The organism is Bordetella ansorpii, assembly GCF_900078705.1.
GTDB classification, from domain to species: domain Bacteria; phylum Pseudomonadota; class Gammaproteobacteria; order Burkholderiales; family Burkholderiaceae_B; genus Bordetella; species Bordetella ansorpii_A.
In genome coordinates this window covers 587,222-607,438 of sequence record NZ_FKIF01000010.1, presented here as the reverse complement: position 1 = coordinate 607,438, position 20,217 = coordinate 587,222, and the positions used below count along the sequence as shown (strand labels likewise).

Annotated in this window: 16 protein-coding genes; 7 read left to right on the top strand and 9 right to left on the bottom strand. The window is 68.8% G+C overall.

What is annotated here, in order from left to right; genetic code table 11:
- Positions 1-146: 146 nt before the first annotated feature.
- From glnA to rdgB, 3 genes are all read right to left on the bottom strand, one after another.
- Entirely contained in the window at positions 147-1,559 is a 1,413-nt protein-coding gene (glnA, locus tag A6745_RS27095; RefSeq protein WP_066134544.1) for a type I glutamate--ammonia ligase, read from the bottom strand.
- Between the two features lie 173 nt (positions 1,560-1,732).
- Positions 1,733-2,962: a radical SAM family heme chaperone HemW gene (gene hemW, locus A6745_RS27090; RefSeq protein WP_066134541.1), complete on the bottom strand. Its 1,230-nt coding sequence runs from the start codon at positions 2,960-2,962 to the stop codon at positions 1,733-1,735.
- A 9-nt stretch (positions 2,963-2,971) separates the two neighbouring features.
- Entirely contained in the window at positions 2,972-3,595 is a 624-nt protein-coding gene (rdgB, locus tag A6745_RS27085; RefSeq protein ID WP_066134539.1) for an RdgB/HAM1 family non-canonical purine NTP pyrophosphatase, read from the bottom strand.
- Between the two features lie 113 nt (positions 3,596-3,708).
- Between rdgB and A6745_RS27080 the strand changes: the two genes are divergently transcribed.
- Complete coding sequence (locus A6745_RS27080) at positions 3,709-5,535, top strand: EAL domain-containing protein (RefSeq protein ID WP_066134537.1); 1,827 nt, start codon at positions 3,709-3,711, stop codon at positions 5,533-5,535.
- Between the two features lie 110 nt (positions 5,536-5,645).
- Here A6745_RS27080 and A6745_RS27075 read toward each other — a convergent pair whose 3' ends face one another.
- Positions 5,646-7,301, bottom strand: a complete 1,656-nt coding sequence (locus tag A6745_RS27075; RefSeq protein ID WP_082853326.1) for a methyl-accepting chemotaxis protein — start codon at positions 7,299-7,301, stop codon at positions 5,646-5,648.
- A gap of 128 nt (positions 7,302-7,429) precedes the next feature.
- Entirely contained in the window at positions 7,430-8,353 is a 924-nt protein-coding gene (locus tag A6745_RS27070) for a LysR substrate-binding domain-containing protein (protein WP_066134531.1), read from the bottom strand.
- A 151-nt stretch (positions 8,354-8,504) separates the two neighbouring features.
- Here A6745_RS27070 and A6745_RS27065 point away from each other — a divergent pair, with 151 nt between their 5' ends.
- The 4 genes from A6745_RS27065 (at position 8,505) to A6745_RS27050 (ending at position 13,082) form a co-directional block, all read left to right on the top strand.
- A complete protein-coding gene (locus A6745_RS27065; RefSeq protein WP_066134528.1) occupies positions 8,505-9,668 on the top strand; it encodes an acyl-CoA dehydrogenase family protein in 1,164 nt (387 codons plus the stop codon).
- Positions 9,669-9,676: 8 nt separating this feature from the next.
- Complete coding sequence (locus A6745_RS27060) at positions 9,677-11,074, top strand: MmgE/PrpD family protein (protein WP_066134525.1); 1,398 nt, start codon at positions 9,677-9,679, stop codon at positions 11,072-11,074.
- Positions 11,075-11,295: 221 nt separating this feature from the next.
- A complete protein-coding gene (locus A6745_RS27055; RefSeq protein ID WP_066134524.1) occupies positions 11,296-11,757 on the top strand; it encodes a DUF2844 domain-containing protein in 462 nt (153 codons plus the stop codon).
- Complete coding sequence (locus A6745_RS27050; protein WP_082853325.1) at positions 11,754-13,082, top strand: DUF3443 domain-containing protein; 1,329 nt, start codon at positions 11,754-11,756, stop codon at positions 13,080-13,082. Before A6745_RS27055 ends, A6745_RS27050 begins: the two co-directional genes overlap by 4 nt.
- Positions 13,083-13,219: 137 nt before the next feature.
- Here A6745_RS27050 and rph read toward each other — a convergent pair whose 3' ends face one another.
- Positions 13,220-13,963, bottom strand: a complete 744-nt coding sequence (gene rph / locus A6745_RS27045; RefSeq protein ID WP_066134906.1) for a ribonuclease PH — start codon at positions 13,961-13,963, stop codon at positions 13,220-13,222.
- Between the two features lie 115 nt (positions 13,964-14,078).
- Between rph and A6745_RS27040 the strand changes: the two genes are divergently transcribed.
- Both A6745_RS27040 and A6745_RS27035 read left to right on the top strand, forming a co-directional pair.
- Positions 14,079-15,026 (top strand): YicC family protein, encoded by a 948-nt coding sequence (locus A6745_RS27040; RefSeq protein ID WP_066134522.1) that lies wholly within the window; start codon positions 14,079-14,081, stop codon positions 15,024-15,026.
- Positions 15,027-15,363: 337 nt separating this feature from the next.
- Complete coding sequence (locus tag A6745_RS27035; protein WP_066134519.1) at positions 15,364-16,992, top strand: methyl-accepting chemotaxis protein; 1,629 nt, start codon at positions 15,364-15,366, stop codon at positions 16,990-16,992.
- Between the two features lie 31 nt (positions 16,993-17,023).
- On the opposite strand, the gene A6745_RS27030 is transcribed toward A6745_RS27035, so the two are convergent.
- From A6745_RS27030 to A6745_RS27020, 3 genes are read right to left on the bottom strand one after another with little or no spacing between them, the layout of a single operon-like run.
- The gene (locus A6745_RS27030; protein ID WP_066134512.1) at positions 17,024-18,133 is read right to left on the bottom strand and encodes a VWA domain-containing protein; all 1,110 of its coding nucleotides are present in this window, start codon (positions 18,131-18,133) and stop codon (positions 17,024-17,026) included.
- Positions 18,130-19,221: a DUF58 domain-containing protein gene (locus A6745_RS27025; protein ID WP_082853322.1), complete on the bottom strand. Its 1,092-nt coding sequence runs from the start codon at positions 19,219-19,221 to the stop codon at positions 18,130-18,132. The genes A6745_RS27030 and A6745_RS27025 overlap by 4 nt, the downstream gene beginning before the upstream one ends.
- Positions 19,199-20,212 carry an AAA family ATPase gene (locus A6745_RS27020; RefSeq protein ID WP_066134509.1) on the bottom strand — a complete coding sequence of 338 codons (1,014 nt, stop codon included), beginning with the start codon at positions 20,210-20,212 and terminating at the stop codon, positions 19,199-19,201. The genes A6745_RS27025 and A6745_RS27020 overlap by 23 nt, the downstream gene beginning before the upstream one ends.
- Between the last annotated feature and the right edge of the window lie 5 nt (positions 20,213-20,217).

The following is a 20,217-nucleotide window of genomic DNA, read 5'->3' as shown; positions in this document are numbered from 1 at the left end:
GGATGCCGCGGGAAACCACGGGCAGGCGCGAGGCCTGCCCGCGGGCAACGGCTTGCCGCAAGGCGGAAACGCCGCCTTGCGCGCCAGCGGGACGAGCCTGCCGGCCGTGCCGTGGGGGCTGGCCGCCAGGCCCGCCCCAGAGCCCATTACAGGCTGTAGTACATGTCGAATTCGACCGGGTGCGTCGTCATGCGCAGACGCTGCACGTCGGCTTCCTTCAGCGCCAGGTAGGCATCGATCATTTCGTTGCTGAAGACGCCGCCGCGGGTCAGGAACTCGCGGTCCTTGTCCAGGGCTTCCAGGGCCTGATCCAGCGACGCGCAGACGGTCGGGATCTTCGCGTCTTCGTCCGGCGGCAGATCGTACAGGTTCTTGTCGGCGGGATCGCCGGGGTGGATCTTGTTCTGCACGCCGTCCAGACCGGCCATCATCAGGGCCGAGAAGGCCAGGTACGGGTTGGCCAGGGGATCCGGGAAGCGCGTCTCGATGCGGCGGCCCTTCGGGTTGCCGACGTACGGGATGCGGATCGAGGCCGAACGGTTACGGGCCGAGTAGGCCAGCTTGACCGGGGCTTCGAAGTGCGGAACCAGGCGCTTGTACGAGTTGGTGCCGGGGTTGGTGATGGCGTTCAGCGCGCGGGCGTGCTTGATGATGCCGCCGATGTAGTACAGCGCGAATTCCGACAGGCCGGCGTAGCCGTTGCCCGCGAACAGGTTCTGGCCGTCCTTCCAGATCGACTGGTGGACGTGCATGCCGGAACCGTTGTCGCCGACGACCGGCTTGGGCATGAACGTGGCGGTCTTGCCGTAGGCGTGGGCCACGTTGTGCACGACGTACTTCAGGATCTGGTTCCAGTCGGCGCGGCGCACCAGGGTGCTGAACTTCGTGCCGATTTCCAGCTGGCCGGGAGCGGCCACTTCATGGTGGTGCACTTCGACGGGCACGCCCATCTGTTCCAGCACCAGGCACATTTCCGAACGCATGTCCTGGAACGAATCGACCGGGGGCACGGGGAAGTAGCCGCCCTTGACGCCCGGACGGTGGCCCATGTTGCCGCCTTCGAATTCCAGGCCGGTCGACCAGGGCGCTTCCTCGGACTTGATCTTGACGAAGGTGCCCGACATGTCGGTGTTCCACGTCACGCCGTCGAACACGAAGAATTCGGGTTCCGGACCGAAGTAGGCGGTGTCGCCCAGGCCGGAGGACTTCAGGTAGGCTTCGGCGCGCTTGGCCAGCGAGCGCGGGTCACGGTCGTAGCCCTTCATGTCCGACGGTTCGACCACGTCGCACGACAGGATCAGGGTCGACTCTTCGCGGAACGGATCCAGGTTGGCCGTTTCCACGTCGGGGATGAGCAGCATGTCGGACGCTTCGATGCCCTTCCAGCCGGGGATCGACGAACCGTCGAAGGCCTGGCCGCTTTCCAGCTTGTCCTCGTCCACCGTGTGGGCGGGCACCGACACGTGGTGCTCGCGGCCAACGGTATCGGTAAAGCGGAAGTCAACGAACTTGACTTCGTTGTCGGCGATCAGTTTCAGAACGTCTTGGGGGCTTGCCATGTCATCTCCATTGATAAAAACGTCGTAGGGCAAAGTCGGCCCGACTGGCAATGACATTCAAAGCAATAACCGTGCCAGGGCTGAACCTCGGGATTCCCCGCAGACGAGACCGGATTGGCCAAAACAAAGCACCACAACGGTGCAAATCATGGTGCGGAATGCACCAATATAGATCAATCGGTGGACAGGAACATTTCCTGCAGATCGTTCAGGAAGCTCCAACCCAGGGCAGTGGCGCGCAACCGGGTGGGATCGGCGTCCAGCAGGCCCCGCGACGAGGCTGCTTCCAATTGGTGCGCGATGGCGGCGAGCGACAGGCCGGTGCGCTCGGCGAACAGGCTGGCGGCCACCCCGTCCTTCAGGCGCAACGCATTCAGCATGAACTCGAACGGCAGTTCGCCGGCCCGCACCACGCGATCCTCGGCGATGTGGCTGCCGTCGTGGCGCCCTGCCCGCTCCATCCACGACTCCGGCTGGCGGGCGCGGGCCTGCCTGACGATACGGTCGTGAAATGACAGCTTGCCATGCGCCCCCGGCCCCAGGCCGAGGTAGTCGCCGAACTCCCAATAATTGACGTTGTGCCGGCTGCGCGCCCCCGCCCGGGCGTAGGCGGACACTTCGTAGCGCCGCAGGCCGGCGGCGGCCAGCTCGGCCTCGACCGCGTCCTGCATGGCCGCGCCCAGGTCGTCGTCGGGCAGGCCGTCGGGCGGGTACTTGGCGAACACCGTGTTGGGTTCGAGCGTCAGGTGATACATGGACAAATGCTCGGTGCCGAACGACAGCGCCTGGCGCACATCGGCCAGACAGGCCTCCAGGCTTTGATGCGGCAGCGCGAACATCAGGTCCAGGTTGACCCGCTCGGCGGCCCGCTGGGCCATCTCGATGGCGGCGCGCGCCTGGCCCGAATCATGGATGCGGCCCAGGCGCTTCAACTGCGCATCGTCGAAACTCTGGATGCCCAGCGAAAAGCGCGTGACGCCGCTGGCCGCGTAGTCGCGCAGGCGGGAGGCCTCGGCGGCGCCGGGATTGGCCTCCATCGTGATCTCGGCGTCCGGCAGCAGGTTCAGGCAGGCGCGCAGCATGGCCAGCAGCTCGTCCAGGCCGGCGGCCGACAGCAGGCTGGGCGTGCCGCCGCCCAGGAACACCGACACCACCTGCCGGCCCCAGACCAGGGGCAGCGACTGCTCCAGGTCGGCGCGCAGCGCATCCAGATAGGCCCGCTCGGGGATCTCATCCGCGGCGTGCGAGTTGAAGTCGCAGTACGGGCACTTGCGCACGCACCAGGGCACGTGCACGTAGACCGACAACGGCGGCAGGCTGGTCAGGGTGGCCGGGCCGGCCGGCATCACCGCGCGCGGCCGCGCAACGGTGCCTTCGGGATGCAGGATGATGGTGCGGGACATGCGAGGAAATCAGCAGAGAGCGAGCTTGTCCAACAGTTGGCGCAGCGCGCGCGCGCGATGGCTGACGCGGTTCTTCTCGTCCGGGTCCAGCGAGGCGGCGGTGGCGCCCAGCTCGGGCAGGTAGAAGTGCGGATCGTAGCCGAAACCGTGTTCACCCTCGGGCATGTCCAGGATCTCGCCGTGCCAGACCCCCTCGCCGATCAGCGGCTGCGGATCGTCGGCGCTGCGCACGTAGACCAGCACGGCCACGTACCAGGCGCGCCGGTCGGCCTTGCCCGCCAGATTGCTCACCAGCAGCGCGTTGTTGGCGGCATCGCTTTTCTCGCCGCCGGCGCGCTGCGCATAGCGTGCCGAATAGACGCCCGGCGCGCCGTCGAGCGCGGCCACGCACAGGCCGGAGTCGTCGGCCAGCGCCGGCAGGCCGGTCTGCCGGCTGGCGTGGCGGGCCTTGGCCAGTGCGTTCTCGACGAAGGTGACGTAGGGCTCGTCGGCGTCGGCCACGCCGAGTTGGCCCTGCGGCACCAGTTCGATGCCCACCGGGGAAAACAGGGCCGCGAATTCGCGCAGTTTGCCGGGGTTGCCCGAGGCCAGCACGACGCGGCGGGGCGTAATGGAGTCAGAGGAAGCGTTCATCGGTCTGATTGTATTAGCTATGCTGCAACACGCCCGGGCACGGCCACATTATGGACACAATGTGAGGCCACCATGAGGGCCGCACCAAATCGTCAAGGCCAGCAAGCCCCATCATGCAATCACCCCCAGCCGGTCCCGGCCGCGCGGAAGATCTGGCAAAGATTCTGCGGCAAGAACTGCTCACCCCGCATTACCAACCGGTGGCCGACCTGTTCCATGGCCGTATCCATGGATATGAAAGCCTGATCCGAGGCCCCGCCGGGCATCCCTTGCACATGCCCGATGCGCTGTTCGCCGAGGCCCGCGCCGCCGGGCGCTACCGCGAACTGGAAATGGCCTGCCTGCGCGCCGGCCTTTCCGGCTATGCCCAGGGCGGGCTGCGCGGCAAGCTGTTCCTGAACATGTCGGCTGGCGGCCTGATCCAGTACTGGCGCGAATGGAGCCGCCGGATGCCCGGGTTCCTGCTGGGCGACAGCGGCGTATCGGCCGACAGCATCATCATCGAGCTGGCCGACTACGACCCCGCCCAGGACGACATGCACACGCTCATCCAGGCGCTGGATTGCCTGCGCGAAGGCGGCATGCGCATCGCGCTGGACGACTACGGCGTGGGCCACGCCAGCCTGCGGCTGTGGGCCGAACTGCGTCCCGACCTGGTCAAGATCGACCGCTATTTCTTCAACGGCATCGGCGCCGACGCGCCGCGCCAGCAACTGGTGCGCTGCCTGCTCAGCGTGGCCCAATCCCTGGGCACCCCCGTGCTGGCCGAAGGCATCGAAACCACCGAAGACATGGCGGTGGTGCGCAACCTGGGCATCCGCTACGCGCAAGGCTGGCTGCTGGGCCGCCCCGCCACCCGCGCCGCCACCGAACTGCCCGAAGCGGTGCAGGGCCTCCTGAACCTGCGCCGGCCCGCCCCCGACCTGTCGGGCAGCACTTACGACACCGTGGCCAGCCTGCGCGTCGAAGCCCCCGCCGTGCGCCGCGACGGCCACACCAACGACGACGTGCACCGCCTGTTCCTGGAACGCACCGACCTGCATGCGGTGGCCGTGCTGGATGGCGAAGGCTATCCCATCGGCCTGATCAACCGGCGCGACTTCTCCGAGCAGTACGCCATGCGCTACACGCGCGAACTGTTCGGCCGCGACCTCTGCTCGTCCTTCATGAACCCCGAGCCGCTGCTGGTCGATCTGGACACCTCGGTCGACCGCCTGGCGCCGGTGCTCATCTCCGAAGACCAGCGCTACCTGCGCGATGGCTTCATCCTGACGCGCCACGGCCGCTACGCCGGCCTGGGCACGGGCGAGGCCCTGGTCCGCGCCGTCACCGAGATCCGCCTGGAGGCCGCGCGCTACGCCAACCCCCTGACCGCCCTGCCCGGCAACATCCCCATCAGCCGCCACATCGGCACGCTGCTGTCCGGCACCGAAGACTTCGTGGTGGGCTACTGCGACCTGGATAATTTCAAGCCGTTCAACGACGTCTACGGCTACTGGCGCGGCGACGACATGATCCAGTTGGTGGCCGAGGTCATCAAGCGCCACTGTGATCCGCAGCGCGATTTCGTGGGCCACGTCGGCGGCGACGATTTCGTGGTGCTGCTGCGCAGCCGCGACTGGCGCGAGCGCATCGAGCGGCTGATCACCGAGTTCAACGAGCGCGCGCGCGGCCTGTACGACGACACGGGACGGCGCAACGGCGGCATCGAGACCGAGGACCGCTACGGCGTGCCGCGCTTCTTTCCCTTCGTCACGCTGGGCGTGGGCTCGCTGATGGTGCGGCCCGTGCTGTGCGGCGAGGTGCGGCCGCAGGACATCGCCTCGGCCGCCGCGCAGGTCAAGCACCGCGTCAAGCACGGCCGCACGGGCATGATCGTCGAAGACTACCCGCCGGTGCGGGTGCCGCAGGCGGTGCTCGACAGCTATCGCGACGCGTAGCCAGGCCGCCGGCCAAGCCGCGAGCGAAGCCCCATGCAAAGGGCTGCCTGGCTGGGCAGCCCCGATCACACCGCCCCTTCATCCGGCAGGCATTGCCTGCCAAAAGGGGATCAGGCCGGCAGATACCTGGGCTGCGCCGCCAGGCGCGGGGCGCCCACGTAGTGCGGCACCTCGGCCGGCTCCTGCCCGGCCACCAGGTCGTCTTCCAGGGTGAAGACCGACACGGCCTTGCGCAGCACGACGGCCTGTGCCGCCAGCGACGCCACCGCGGCGGCGGTTTCTTCCACCATCGCGGCGTTTTCCTGCGTATTGCGCTCGATCTCGGCCACGGCCTGGTTCACGGCGGCCACGCCCTCGGCCTGTTGCGTGCTGGCGTCCGAAATGCCGGCGACGATGCCGGTGATGCGGTCCACCGACTCGACCACCTGCTTCATGGTCTGGCCGGCGTTGCCCACCTGGCGCACGCCCGAATCCACGCGCTGGCTGGCGTCGTCGATCAGTTCCTTGATCTCGCGCGCGGCTTGCGCGCTGCGTTGCGCCAGCGTGCGGACTTCGCCCGCCACGACCGCGAAGCCACGGCCCTGGGCGCCGGCGCGGGCCGCCTCGACGGCGGCATTCAGGGCCAGCAGGTTGGTCTGGAACGCGATGCCGTCGACCACGCCGACGATTTCCGCGATGCGGCGCTGGGCCGTGGCGATGCCCTGCATGCTGCTGACCGCCTCGTCGACCGCCGAGCCGCCACGGCGCGCCAACTGCGAGACGTCGAGCGCCTGCTGGTTGGCGGTGGCGGCATCCTGCGCATTGCCCGTGACGGTGGCGGCCAATTCGGTCAGGCTGGCCGAGGCTTCCTGCAACGCGCCGGCCTGCCGCGAACTGCGGTCGGACATGTCGTTGCCGGCCTCGGCGATCTCGGTGGAGCCTGCGTGGATTTCCTCGACGCTGTGGCGCACGGCGGCCACGGCATTGGTCAGCCCGCTCTGCATGCGGCCCATGGCGGCGTACAGGACGCCCACCTCGTTGTTGCCGCGCGCGGCCAGCTTGCCGGTGAGGTCGCCGTCGGCGATGCGGTCGAACTGCTTGCCGGCCTCGGTAAGCGGACGCAGGATGGCGCGGCGAAAGCCCAGTCGCACCAGCAGCGCGATGACGAACACGCCGACCAGCATCAGGACGGCGGCGGTGATGGCGCGCTCCTGCGTGCGGGCGGCGACCTCGACGGCCTCGCGGCCCACGGCGCGCGAATAGCCCTGGTACTTGTCCACGGCGGCGATGTAGCGCGCGCTGATCTTGGCCATCGCGTTGTCGGCCAGCATGTTGGCCTGGATGCCGTTCCATCCCGTGATGGCCTTGTGCAGCGGCGTCATCACTTCGAGGTCCAGCGCCTTGCTGGCGTCCATCACTTCCTTGTACAGGACCGCCCCGTCCTCGGCCGTGTCGGGATTGTCCGCCAGGCGCTTGAGGCTGGCGCGCGCCGCTTGCAGCAGCTTGTCGGCGCTGGCCAGCGCGGCATTGCGGGGTTCTTCCTGGCCGCCTTCCATATAGGTTTTGGCCACGGCCAGATCGGCGCGGGCCTGGAACAGCCGGCTGTTCAGGTCGCCGAGATCGCTGGCGCGCTCGATGTTGGCGCGGCCCAGTTGTTCGATGGCCTGCCGGTCGGCCCGCAGCGTCCAGATGGCGGCCGCCGCGGCGATGGCGAACAGCGCCACGAACATGACAAGGGTGGCCGTCAAAGCCGTGCTGATTTTCAGACCATTGAGACTTTTACGCATTGGATACCTGCCAAATCCCGCTCAGAGCGCGGGTTGCGCACGATTTTGCAGTGCAACTTTGGCAGTTTCTTGACATTTGTTTACGTTTCTCGCTTAAGGCAAATAGAAACGTAACTCAACGTTGCCAATTAGTCGGCAGTGGCTCTTTCCCCAGGGGGGACATCCTCCACCAGTTCCTTGACCAGATCGCGGGCAAAGGCCGGCAAGGCGTCCAGATCCTTCACGCAGATGTGCAGCCGGCGCAGGGCCCACGCATCGGTCAGCGGCACGATCGCGATGCCCAGGCTGCGCGCATAGCGCAGCGCCGCCGATTCGGGGATCACCCCGATGCCGACACCGCTTTCGATCATGCGGCAGACGGCCTCGAAATTGCCCACTTCGATGCGGAAGCGGAAGATCCGGCCCAGGGCCGCCGCCGCCTGCACGAGGAACGGATGAATGGCGCTGGCCTCCGACAGCCCCACATAATCGTCGCCCAATGTGTCAGCGAACGACACGGATCCCTCGCCGGCCAACGGATGGCCACGCCCGGTGACCAGCACCAGCCGGTCGCTGCGGTACGGGATGAACTGCACCTTCGGGTCGGCGCCCTGCCCGGCCGCGGCAATGCCGATGTCGGCCGAGCCCTCCGCCACCGCGCGCACCACCAGGTAGCTCAGCCGCTCGCGCAATTCGACGTTCACGTCGGGATGGCCGGCCAGGAAGCGGCTGAGCACCGCCGGCATGAACTCGGTCATGGCCGTGGTGTTCGCCAGCACACGCACATGGCCCTTGATGCCGCGCGCATATTCCTGCATGTCGCCGCGCAGTTGCTCGACCTGCTGCATGACCGTGCGCGCGTGGCGCAGCAGGGCCTCGCCCGAGGGCGTCAGCGTGGCACCCTGGCTGGAGCGATACAGCAGCTGCGTGCCGAAGTATTCCTCCAGGTTCTTCACGCGCGTGCTGGCGGCCGGCAGCGACAGATGCGATTTCTCGGCGCCTCGCGTCAGGCTGTGCCAATCGCCGATGTGGACGATCAACTGCAGGTCGGTCAGGTCGAAATGCGCAGCCATCCGGGCCGGCCTCCTATGTTCTCTTCGGGAATCGATAACCCGGTATTCGGCAATCTTAAATTGGCAGTGCGGCGGGGCTGCGGCAAAGTCGAGGCGTAGCAGCCCATGCTGGGCGCCATCATAGAAGATCGCCCCATACCACCATTACCCCATGTCCGATACCTCTCCCCACGCCTTTGATGACATCCGCAGCGCGGTGCGCGACCTGTGCGCGCAGTTCCCCGCCGAATACTTCCGCAAGGTCGACGAAGAACGCGGCTATCCCGACGCCTTCGTGCGCGCCCTCACCGAGGCCGGCTGGCTGGCCGCGCTGATCCCTCAGGAGTACGGCGGCTCGGGCCTGGGCCTGACCGAAGCCTCGGTCATCATGGAAGAGATCAACCGCAGCGGCGGCAACTCGGGCGCCTGCCATGGCCAGATGTACAACATGGGCACGCTGCTGCGCCACGGCTCCGACGAACAGAAGCGCAACTACCTGCCGCGCATCGCCAGCGGCGACCTGCGCCTGCAATCCATGGGTGTCACCGAGCCCACCACCGGCACCGACACCACGCGCATCAAGACCACCGCCGTCCGCCGCGGCGACCGCTACGTAATCAACGGCCAGAAGGTCTGGATCTCGCGCATCCAGCATTCCGACCTGATGATCCTGCTGGCGCGCACCACGCCGCTCGAACAGGTCACGCGCAAGGCCGACGGCATGTCGATCTTCATCGTCGACCTGCGCGAGGCCATCGGCCACGGCATGGCGGTCCGCCCCATCGCCAACATGGTCAATCACGAGACCAACGAACTGTTCTTCGACAACCTCGAAATCCCCGTCGAGAACCTCATCGGCGAAGAGGGCAAGGGCTTTCGCTACATCCTCGACGGCCTGAACGCCGAGCGCGCGCTCATCGCCGCCGAGTGCATCGGCGACGGCTACTGGTTCGTCGACAAGGTCACCGCCTATGCCAAGGAACGCGTGGTGTTCGGCCGTCCCATCGGCCAGAACCAGGGCGTGCAGTTTCCCATCGCGCGCGCCTTCATCAATGTCGAGGCCGCCAGCCTGATGCGCTACGAGGCCTGCCGCCTGTTCGACGCCGGCCAGCACTGCGGCACGCAGGCCAACATGGCCAAGCTGCTGGCGGCCGACGCCTCGTGGGAAGCCGCCAATGCCTGCCTGCAGTTCCACGGCGGCTTCGGCTTCGCCAACGAGTACGACGTCGAACGCAAATTCCGCGAGACGCGCCTCTACCAGGTCGCGCCCATCTCCACCAACCTGATCCTGTCGTACGTGGCCGAACACGTGCTCGGATTGCCCCGCTCCTTCTGAGGCCCATCATGTCGGCATCTCCCAGCGCCGTGGCGCCCGCTTCCCCCGTCTCGGCCCATCCCAGCGCCGAGCTCGCGGCCTTCGCCGCCAACCTGCGCTTCGAACAGATCCCCGCGGCGGTCCTGCGCCGCACCGAAGACCTGCTGCTCGACGGCCTGGCCTCGATCCTGGCCGGCGCGCGCGCCCGTCCGGTGCAGGCCATCGAACGCTACGCCCTGGCCATGGGGCCGCAGTCCGGCCCGTCCGAGATCCTCACCGCGCGGCGCGGCTCATCGCCCGTGTTCGCCGCCATGGTCAACGCCGCGGCCTCGCATGTGGTCGAACAAGATGACGTGCACAACGGCTCGGTGTTCCATCCCGCCGCCGTGGTCTTCCCGCCCGTGCTGGCCCTGGCGCAGGCGCTGGGCAGCTCCGGCCGCGACGTGCTGACAGCCTCGGTGGCCGGCTACGAAGTCGGCATCCGCGTCGGCGAATTCCTGGGCCGTTCGCACTACAAGATCTTCCACACCACCGGCACGGCGGGCACCATCGCCGCCGCCGCCGCCGCGGGCCGCCTGCTGGGCCTGGACGCCGCCCGGATGCTGCATGCATTCGGCTCGGCCGGCACGCAGGCCGCGGGCCTGTGGGAGTTCCTGCGCGATGCCGCCGATTCCAAGCAGTTGCATACCGCCAAGGCCGCGGCCGATGGCCTGATGGCCGCCTGGCTGGCGCGCGAGGGATTCACCGGCGCGCAGCACATCCTCGAAGGCCCGCAAGGGATGGCGGCCGGCATGTCGCGCGACGCCGATCCGGCCCGCCTCACCGACCGTCTGGGGCGGCGCTGGGCGCTGGCCGAAACCTCGTTCAAGTTCCACGCGTCGTGCCGCCATACGCACCCCGCGGCGGATGCCCTGCAGGAAGCGATGCGCGCCAACGGCCTGCGCGCCGACGACATCGCCCGCGTGGTCACGCACGTGCACCAGGGCGCCCTCGACGTGCTGGGCCCGGTCACCGATCCGCGCACGGTGCACCAGTCCAAGTTCTCGATGGGCACCGTGCTGGCGCTTATCGCGCGTGGCGGCCGGGCCGGCCTGGCCGAGTTCGACGCCGCCTTGCAGGACCCCGCCGTGGCCAGCTTCCGCGATCGGGTCGAAATGCAACTCGACGAAGAAGTGGACAACGCCTATCCCGGCCGCTGGATCGGCAAGGTCACGGTGCACACCCGCGACGGCCGCAAGTTCGAGGCGCGCGTCGACGAACCCAAGGGCGATCCGGGCAACACGCTCAGCCGCCCCGAGATCGAGGACAAGACGCTGCGCCTGGGCGTCTACGCGGGCGCCGCCACCGAAGGCGAAGTGCGCACGCTGATCGACATCGTCTGGAACCTCGAACGCCTGGAGCGCGTGGGCGCGCTGCTGCCGGCCTGAAGCGCCGCTGAAATTAATAACAATCTTGCGATGAATATCCCCAGATCCCTCGATCATTTGTGAATATTTAAAATGAACGAATATCCGAAAGTTGATGTAACCTCCGGATATGTCTGTACTTTATCTGTCTGTTCGTCGCATTTTCGTCAAGAAATGCCTTTATTATTCGGCACACGTCGCCGCTGAACATTAAAAGACGGCGCAAGTAAATAAGGACTTTCATGGCGAAATGGCATTATGCAGTGCTGGCGAGCATCGCTTGCGCTGCCCTGCCGGCGCACGCCGAGCTGGGGGGCACCCCGACTTGGCCGGCGCCGCAGATCGACACGCTCCAGGCCCGCGCACTGGCGGCCACCACTCCCCCGTTCAACGTCATCCAGACCCTGCTGCCCACGGGCACCACGGTCCGCGAGTACGTCACGCCCAGCGGCACCGTCTTCGGCGTCGTCTGGGACGGCCCCGACATGCCGCCCCTGAACACGCTGCTGGGCGCCTATTTTTCCACCTATCGCCAGGCCCTGGACGCGCGCCGCGCGGCCCGGCGCGGCGGCGCGCCCGGTCCCGTCCAAGTCGAAGAAGCCGGCCTCACCGTACAGAGCGGCGGCCACATGGGCTCATTCATCGGCCGGGCATACCTGACCAACTCCATTCCCTCTGGCGCCACCGCAGCCGACATACGATGAACACGAAGAATCTGATGCACAAGGCGCGCTGGGTCACCGCGGCGTGCCTGATGATGCTGCTCGCCGCTTGCGGCGGAGGCGGCGGTGATGACGGCGGCGACGCCGACGGCGGCAACTCCGTGTCCGGCGACAATGCGGTGACAACCCCCGCTGTCGACCCCAACGCGCCCCTGCCCGGCTCGCCCTCGGCCCGGCCCACCGACAGCAGCGCCGTCAACGCCATTCCGGTCACGGTCAGCAATGGCGCGGACAAGCCGCGCAACTTCCCCACGGTCAGCGTCACGATCTGCGCGCCGGACTCCAACGCCGCGAGCGCCTGCGCCACCATCGACAACGTCCTGGTGGACACCGGCTCGTACGGCCTGCGCCTGTTCGCTTCGGCCGTGCCCTCGGCCACGCTGGCCACGCTCACCGCCCAGCGCGACGGCGCGGCGCGCATCGCCGAGTGCACGCTGTTCGTCGACAGCAATGCGTGGGGCGGCGTGCGCAACGCCGATGTGCGCCTGGGCGCGCAGACCGCCCAGAACGTGCCGATCCACATCTGGGGCGATCCGGCCATCGGCGGGGCCGTGCCGGACGCCTGCGTGCAGAACAGCTATCTCGGCAAGGTGTCCGACCTGGGCGGCAACGGCATCCTGGGCGTGGGCGTGGCGCCCGCGGATTGCCCCGCGTGCAGCACCACGGCCAACCCGCGCTTCTATTATTCGTGCAACGGCGCGGCCTGCTCGCCCATCACGCAAGCGGTGGCGAACCAAGTCGGCAATCCGGTCAGCCGCTTCGCGCAGCACAACAACGGCGTGGTGCTGCAGATGGAGCCCATCGGCCCCAATGGCAAGAAGGTCGCCACCGGCACGCTGGTGTTCGGCATCGACACGGCCGACAACAACACATTGCAGGGCAAGGGATCCCCCGTGCTGCGCACCAACTCGGCGGGTGACTTCGACGTGATCTACAAGGGCAACCGCATCCGCGGCTTCACGGATTCGGGCTCGAACGGCTATTTCTTCAGCGACGCGTCGATCCCGCACAGCCGCAACAGCCCCGACTTCTATGCGCCCTCTGCCACCCTGTCGATTTCGGCGACGCTGCTGGACCGGGGCGCGCCCGCCGACGCGGCCGGCACCGCCCTGGCTTTCGACGTGGCCAACGCCGACGCGCTGTTCAAAACGGGCAATGCCGCCTTCAACAACCTCGGCGGCGAAATCGCCGGGCTGTTCGACCTGGGCCTGCCGTTCTTCTACGGCCGGCACGTGTACTACGGACTGACGGGCATGGTCTCGGCGGGCGGTGGCACCGGGCCGTACGTGAGCTACGTGTCGAACTGATCGCGCTCAGACCCGGCCCCATCGGCTGAAGCCCGGAAGCCCTGCTTACGGTGCGCGGCATGGCCGCCCGCACCGCCAGCGCCTGCCCAGGCTTCAGCGGTCGGCCCGGCGCTGCCCGACGGGCGGCCGGCCACTGGTCAGCCGTCCAGCGCGCCGCGCTGCATCTGCACCAGCTGGGCGATGCCCCCTTCGGCCAGCGCCAGCATCGCATCCAGTTCGGCCCGCGTGAAGGTGGCCTCCTCGCCGGTGCCCTGCACTTCCACGAAGGCACGGCTGCCGGTCATCACCACGTTGACGTCGGCCTGGCAGGCCGAGTCTTCCTGGTAATCCAGGTCCAGCACCGGATGGCCGCCCACCAGGCCCACCGAGACCGCGGCCACGGCATCGCGGATCGGATCGGCCTGCAGGTCGCCGCGCCGCATCAGCAGCGCGATGGCGTCGGAAGCCGCCACCCAGGCGCCGGTGATGCTGGCGCAGCGCGTGCCGCCATCGGCCTGCAGCACGTCGCAATCCAGGTGCAGCGTACGCTCGCCCAGCGCCTTCAGGTCGAACACGGCGCGCAGGCTGCGGCCGATCAGGCGCTGGATTTCCTGCGTGCGGCCGCTTTGCTTGCCGCGCGCGGCCTCGCGGTCGCCGCGGGTATGCGTGGCGCGCGGCAGCATGCCGTACTCGGCGGTCACCCAGCCCTCGCCGCGGCCCTTCAGGAACGGCGGCACCTTCTCCAGCACGCTGGCCGTGCACAGCACATGCGTGTGGCCGGCCCGCACCAGGACGGAGCCTTCCGCATAGCGCGTGTAATGGCGTTCGAGCGAAAACGGGCGCAGTTCGTCGGGGCGGCGGCCGGACGGACGGGCGGCGGACGTGGCGGTATCGGGGTTCAGGCTCACGGCGGGCTCCGGAAAGTTGGCAAATGGGGCCATTGTACGAGGGGCGCCAGTGGTATCCTGCTCGTTTGCAAGCGGCGCCGCAGAGCGCCCGGCTTTACCAGGACACGCCATGATCCGTAGCATGACCGCCTTCGGCAACGCCCGAGCGGACCTCGAACAAGGCTCGCTCGCGCTCGAATTGCGCAGCGTCAACAGCCGTTACCTCGATCTCTACTTCCGCCTGCCCGACGAGCTGCGCCATGCCGAAACGCCGCTGCGCGAACTGCTGACCAGCAATCTGGCGCGCGGCAAGGTCGAGGTGCGCGTCTCGTACGCCCGTGCCGCCGGCGCCGACCTGAACACGCTGGATGCCGCCTGGCTGCAACGCCTGGCCACCCAACTGGAAGCCGCGCGCCAGATCCTGCCCGAAGTGGCCGCGCCGCGCCTGGCCGAACTCTACAACTGGCCCGGCCAGCGCAACGCCGACGCGCTCGATCCTCAAGCCTGGGGCGCCGCCTGCCTGCAGGCCGCCCAGCAAGCCCTGACCCAGATGCAGGAAGCGCGCGCCCGCGAAGGCGAGCGCCTGGCAGGCATGATGCGCGAGTGCGCCGATGGCGTGGCGCGCATCGTCGACAGCGTCGACACGCACCTGCCGCAATTGCTGGCCGACCACCGCGAAAAACTGGCCGCCAAGCTGCGCGAATCGGTCGAAGCGGCCTTCCCCGGCGGCTTCGCCCACATCAGCGGCCCCGAACTTTCCGAGCGCCTGGCCCACGAAGCCAACCTGTTCGCCCTGCGCATCGACGTGGCGGAGGAACTGTCGCGCCTGCGTTCGCACCTGGAAGAACTGCGCCACCTGCTGGGCGCTGGCAGCGGCGGCGGCAAGCAGCCCGCCGGCAAGCGCGGCGGCCCGGCCGGCGGCAGCGCCGGCAAGCGCCTGGATTTCCTGTTCCAGGAAATGAACCGCGAGGCCAACACCCTGGGCTCCAAGGCCGGCAGCATGGAAGTCACGCGCGCGGCCATGGACCTGAAACTGCTGATCGAGCAGATGCGCGAGCAGGCGCAGAACATCGAATAAATCGCGATCCGGGTTCTTTCCGGCACCCGCCCCGGCGGGTGTCTTGTCTTGGGCAGCCGGGTCAGGCCGAACGGGTCCCGCTGCGCCGAGTGCCCGCATGGCCCCGCATTCTTGCCAACCCCTGCGGAGTATTGCGAATAGCGCGATGTTCGCAATTGAGATAAAACTCCGACGTCCGCCATCCGCCCCCCACCAGGGAAAACGCACCGTATCGTGTCCCGGGTCGGCATCCGGCGCCGCGGACCGCATCGCCAGACCTTGCATCACCCATAACCAGACGCGGCCCCCAGGCCGCGCACCCTTGTTGCAGCATAGAAGCACCTGGAGGGGACTATCCGTGTCAGCAATAGGCCATCTTGCCGCCCGGCGCCTGGCGGCCGGCGGCGCCTGCACGCTGTGCGGCGTCTGCGCCGCGGCCGCGGCGGGCGCCACCACCACGCAAACCCTGCTGCCGGCCGCGCTGGCCGCGGTCGTCACGCTGACGGTCAGCCTGTGGTGGCGCGGCGGCGGTGGCCGCCGTGCCGACGCGCAGCGCCTGGAACAGGCCGGTGCGCAGGTCGATCACATCGTGATCGGCGCCGCCGAAACCTCGCACTTCATCGACGCCATCAAGCGCCAGGTGGACCGCGACCTGCAGGCGACCGAGCAGATCACGGCGCGGGCGGCGCAGACCGCGCAGGCCACCGAACAGATCGCGCAGAGCGCCGCCGATGCCTCGCGCGTGGCCGCCGAGGTACGCGGCCAGAGCGCGGCCGGCCGCGCCGAAGTGGACCAGGGATGGCGCCTGATCGACCAGGCGCGCGAGGATGCCCGGTCGGCCAGCGAGCGGATGGCGTCGCTGCAGGAGAAATCCCGCCACATCCATGGCATCACCACGACGATCAACGAGATCGCCATGCGCACCAACCTGCTGGCGCTGAACGCCGCCATCGAGGCCGCGCGGGCCGGCGAGCACGGCCGCGGCTTCGCGGTGGTGGCCAGCGAGGTACGCCAACTGGCGCTGCGCACCAAGGAGGCGACCGACGACATCGGCGCCATGGTGCGCGAGATCGCGCAGCAAGCCGAGCATGCCGCCGACGGCATGGCCGCGTTGACCGGCAAGGTGATGGACGCCGCCCGCAACGTGCAACGCATCAACGGGCTGCTGGGCGACATCGAACGGTCGGCGGGCGCATCGCAGCAGGCCGTGCAGCAGATCGCCGAGGCTTCGCACGAGCACGTGGCGACCACGCGCGCCATCGCCGAGACGGTGTCGCACATCCGCGACGGCATGCTCGCCACGCACGACGAGCTGCCGCGCGCCACGGGCTCGGCCATGGTGGTCAGCGAGCGCGGCGAGACGCTGCTGGGCGCCATGGCCGAACTGGGCGTGCGCACCGTGCACGACCCCGTGCGCGCCGCCGCGCAACGCGCCGCGCAGGCCGTGGGCGCCCTGTTCGAACGCGCCATCGCCGAAGGCCGCATCACCGAAGCCGCCTTGTTCGACCGCCATTACGTGCCGATTCCCGGCACCAACCCGCAAAAGCACGCCAGCGCCTTCGATGCCTACACCGACCAGGCGCTGCCGCCCATCCAGGAAGGCGTGCTGCAGGACCTGCCTTGGCTGGCCTACGCGGGCGCGGTGGATGACCGCGGCTACTTTCCCACGCACAACCGGAAATTCTCGCAGCCGCTCACGGGGGACTACGACCACGACCTGGTGCACAACCGCACCAAGCGCATCTTCACCGACCGCTGCGGCTCGCGCTGCGGCAGCAACACACTGCCGTTCCTGTTGCAGACCTACAAGCGCGATACGGGCGAGGTGATGCACGACCTGTCGGCGCCGATCCACGTGAACGGCAAGCATTGGGGCGGCTTTCGCATCGGATACCGGTCGGAGGAAGCGGCCCGCCGCACGGTCGGCGAATCCGCCATTGCGGTACCTCGGGCACGCGGCGCCGCGACGATGGCGGCGCAGAAATAGGGTTGCCTGCCTGGCGGGCAACCGCGCGACGCTATACCACCCGGCCGAACCACCACAGTGACAGCATGGCCGCGCAAGCCGCCAGCAGAGCCCCCAGCGCGGTGAAGACGGCCGTGATCTCGACCATGTTCGTGCGGTCGTAGGCCAGGCGGGCGCTCAACGACCGATAGACCTGCTTCAGTCCCTTGGCGTCGTCCACCCGGAAGTAGGACGCGCCAGTGACATCGGCAACCTTCTTCAACACGGCATCGTCCAGCCGCACCCGCGCGGACCAGCCCTCGACGGACAGCACCGCCCCCTCGGCGGTGCCGATGCCCACGGTGTAGATGCGCACGCCGTGCCGGGCCGCCAGCTCGGCCGCCTGCAGGACGTCCCGTCCGGCATTGCTCTCTCCGTCGGACATCAGCACGATCGCGCCCGGCTCGTACGACCCTGGCGCGGCCTCCTGGCGGCTCGGCGGCGGGCCTTCGTAGTCGGCGCCCTGCCCGGGGCGGGCAGCGCCCGCGCTGGCGCCGGCGGCCGGCTCGCGCGGCGAACGGTTGGGTGGCCCCGCCTGCGGATTCAGGAACTCGGAGGTGTCGACCGTGCCGCGCGGCAGCAGCGTGCTCAATGCGATGGCCAGCCCGTTGCCCAGGGCCGAACCGCGCTGCGGCTGCAAGCGGTCGATGGCGGCGCTCACCTCGTCCTTGCGGCGGCTGGGCGGGTGGGCCACCGCCGCCGTGCCGGCCACGGCCACCACGCCCACGCGCACGCCGGCGGGCTGCTCCGCCACGAAGGCCTTCGCCGCCTGCCGGGCGGCCTGCATGCGGCTGGGCTTGACGTCTTCGGCGCGCATGCTGCCGGACATGTCCATGGCCAGGATCACGGTCTGCACCTTCGACGGCAACCGCAGCATGGCCTGCGGCCGGGCCGTCGCCACCAGCAACGCCGCCACCGCCAGCAATGCCAGCAGCGGCGGGACATGCCGCCGCCAGCGCGATCCCCCTTGCACGACCAGCCCCGCGGCCTGCAAGGCAGGAAAACGCATGGCCTGGCGGTTGCGCCGCGCGTGCCATGCATAAAGCCCGGCCAGCACCGGCGCCAGGCACAGCAGCCACAAGAGGCGCGGCCAGATGAAGCTGAATTCGGGAAGCGCGTTCATGGCCGGCGCTCCTGGGCCGGCCGCATCCAGGCTTGCCCGCCAGCCAGGCCGGCCATCGGCGCGCGGCCGGGAGTGCCCGCGCCGGGCGTCGCGACCGGGGGCCCGCGCCGCCCGCCGCGCTCGCGGCTGCGCTGGCGCGCGAACCGCAGCAAGGCCAGGTCCAGCCGCGCATCGGTCGGCAGCACCAGGCAGTCCACCCCTGCCCGCGCGAAGACCTCGCGCAAGCCGGCCTCGCGTGACTCGGCCGCCGCCTCGAAACGCTTGCGAAAGCCCGCATCGTGCGTATCGACGAACATCTGCTCGCCGCTCTCGGCATCCTGCAGCACGACCAGGCCCAGGTCCGGCAGGCTGAGTTCCAGCGGATCGACCAGACGCACCGCCACCACCTCATGGCGCCGCGCCAGCATGCCCAGCGGCGCCTCCCAGCCAGGCTCGCTGATGAAGTCGGACACCACGAACACCACGCCGCGCCGCGTGGCCACCGCCTGCGCGTGGGCCAGCAGGTCCGCCAGCCGAGTACCCCCCTCGGCCTGGGCCTTCTTCCCGCCTTTTGAGGCCGCCGCCCGCGTGGCGCGCATGCGCGACAGCAGATGCAGCAGATGACGCCGCCCCGCGCGCACCGGCACCACCGACGGCGCCTGGCCCGCCCCGCCATACAGCACCGCGCCGATGCGATTGCCATGCTTGACCAGCAGCCGCGCCATCACCGCGGTGAAATCGTCCAGCATGGCGCGCTTGCGCACCGCGCCCGAACCGAAGTCCACCGACCCGCTCAGGTCCAGCAGGAACCAGGCCGCCACCTCGCGGTCTTCCTGGAACTCGCGCACGTGCGGCGACGACAGGCGCGCCGTGGCATTCCAGTCGATATGGCGCACGTCGTCGCCGGGACGGTACTCACGCAGGTCCGCCACGTCCAGGCCGAAGCCGCGCAGCAGCGTGCGGTAGTCGCCCTGCAGCAGCCCGTCCAGCCGCCGCACCACCGTCCATTCCAGGCGTTGCAGCAAGGCGTCGGCATCCGCGGCCGATGCGATATCGGCCGGCACGGCTGGCGGGGGAGCCGCCCGCTTATTCCGCCGCCACCCGAACATGGGATTCCAGGGGACGTTCCGGCACGGGCACGGCCCGCAGGATGCGCGCGATCAACTGGTCGGCATCGATGCCTTCCGACAGCGCCTCGTAGGTCAACACCAGCCGGTGGCGCAGGACGTCGGGCACCAGATCCACCACGTCCTGCGGCAGCGCATACTTCCGGCCGCGCAGCAGCGCCAGGGCGCGCGCCCCTTCGACCAGGCCGATGGTGGCGCGCGGGCTGGCGCCGTACGACACATGGCGCGCCAGTTCGTCCAGCCCGCACAAGGACGGCTTGCGCGTGGCCGCCACCACCCGCACCGCATACTGCACCAGTTCCGGATCCACGTAGACCTGCCGGCATTCGGCCTGCAACGCCGCCAGTTGGTCCGGCGTGGCCAGCGCGTTGACCATGATGCGCGGCCCCGTCACGCGGTTGACGATGACCACCTCTTCTTCCTCGCTGGGATAGTCCACCAGCACCTTCATCATGAAGCGGTCGACCTGCGCCTCGGGCAGGGGATAGGTGCCCTCGGTCTCGATGGGATTCTGCGTGGCCATCACCAGGAACGGCGACGGCACCGCATGCGTCTCGCCCGCAATCGTCACCTGGCGTTCCTGCATGACCTCCAGCAAGGCGCTCTGCACCTTGGCCGGCGCCCGGTTGATCTCGTCGGCCAGCAGCAGATTGGCGAACACGGGGCCGAGCACCGTGGAGAACTCGCCGGTGCGCTGGTTGTACATGCGCGTGCCGACCAGATCGGCCGGCAGCAGGTCGGGCGTGAACTGGATGCGCTTGAACACGCCGCGCATGGTCTGCGCCAGCGTGTTCACGGTCAGTGTCTTGGCCAGGCCCGGCACGCCTTCCACCAGCAGATGCCCGCGCGCCAGGATGGCCACCAGCACCCGCTCCAGGAAGTGATCCTGCCCGACCACCACGCGCTTGACCTCGAACAGCAGGCGTTCCATCAGAGGGTCGCCGCCCACGGTATTGAAGGCTGTGTCGTTCATGGAAT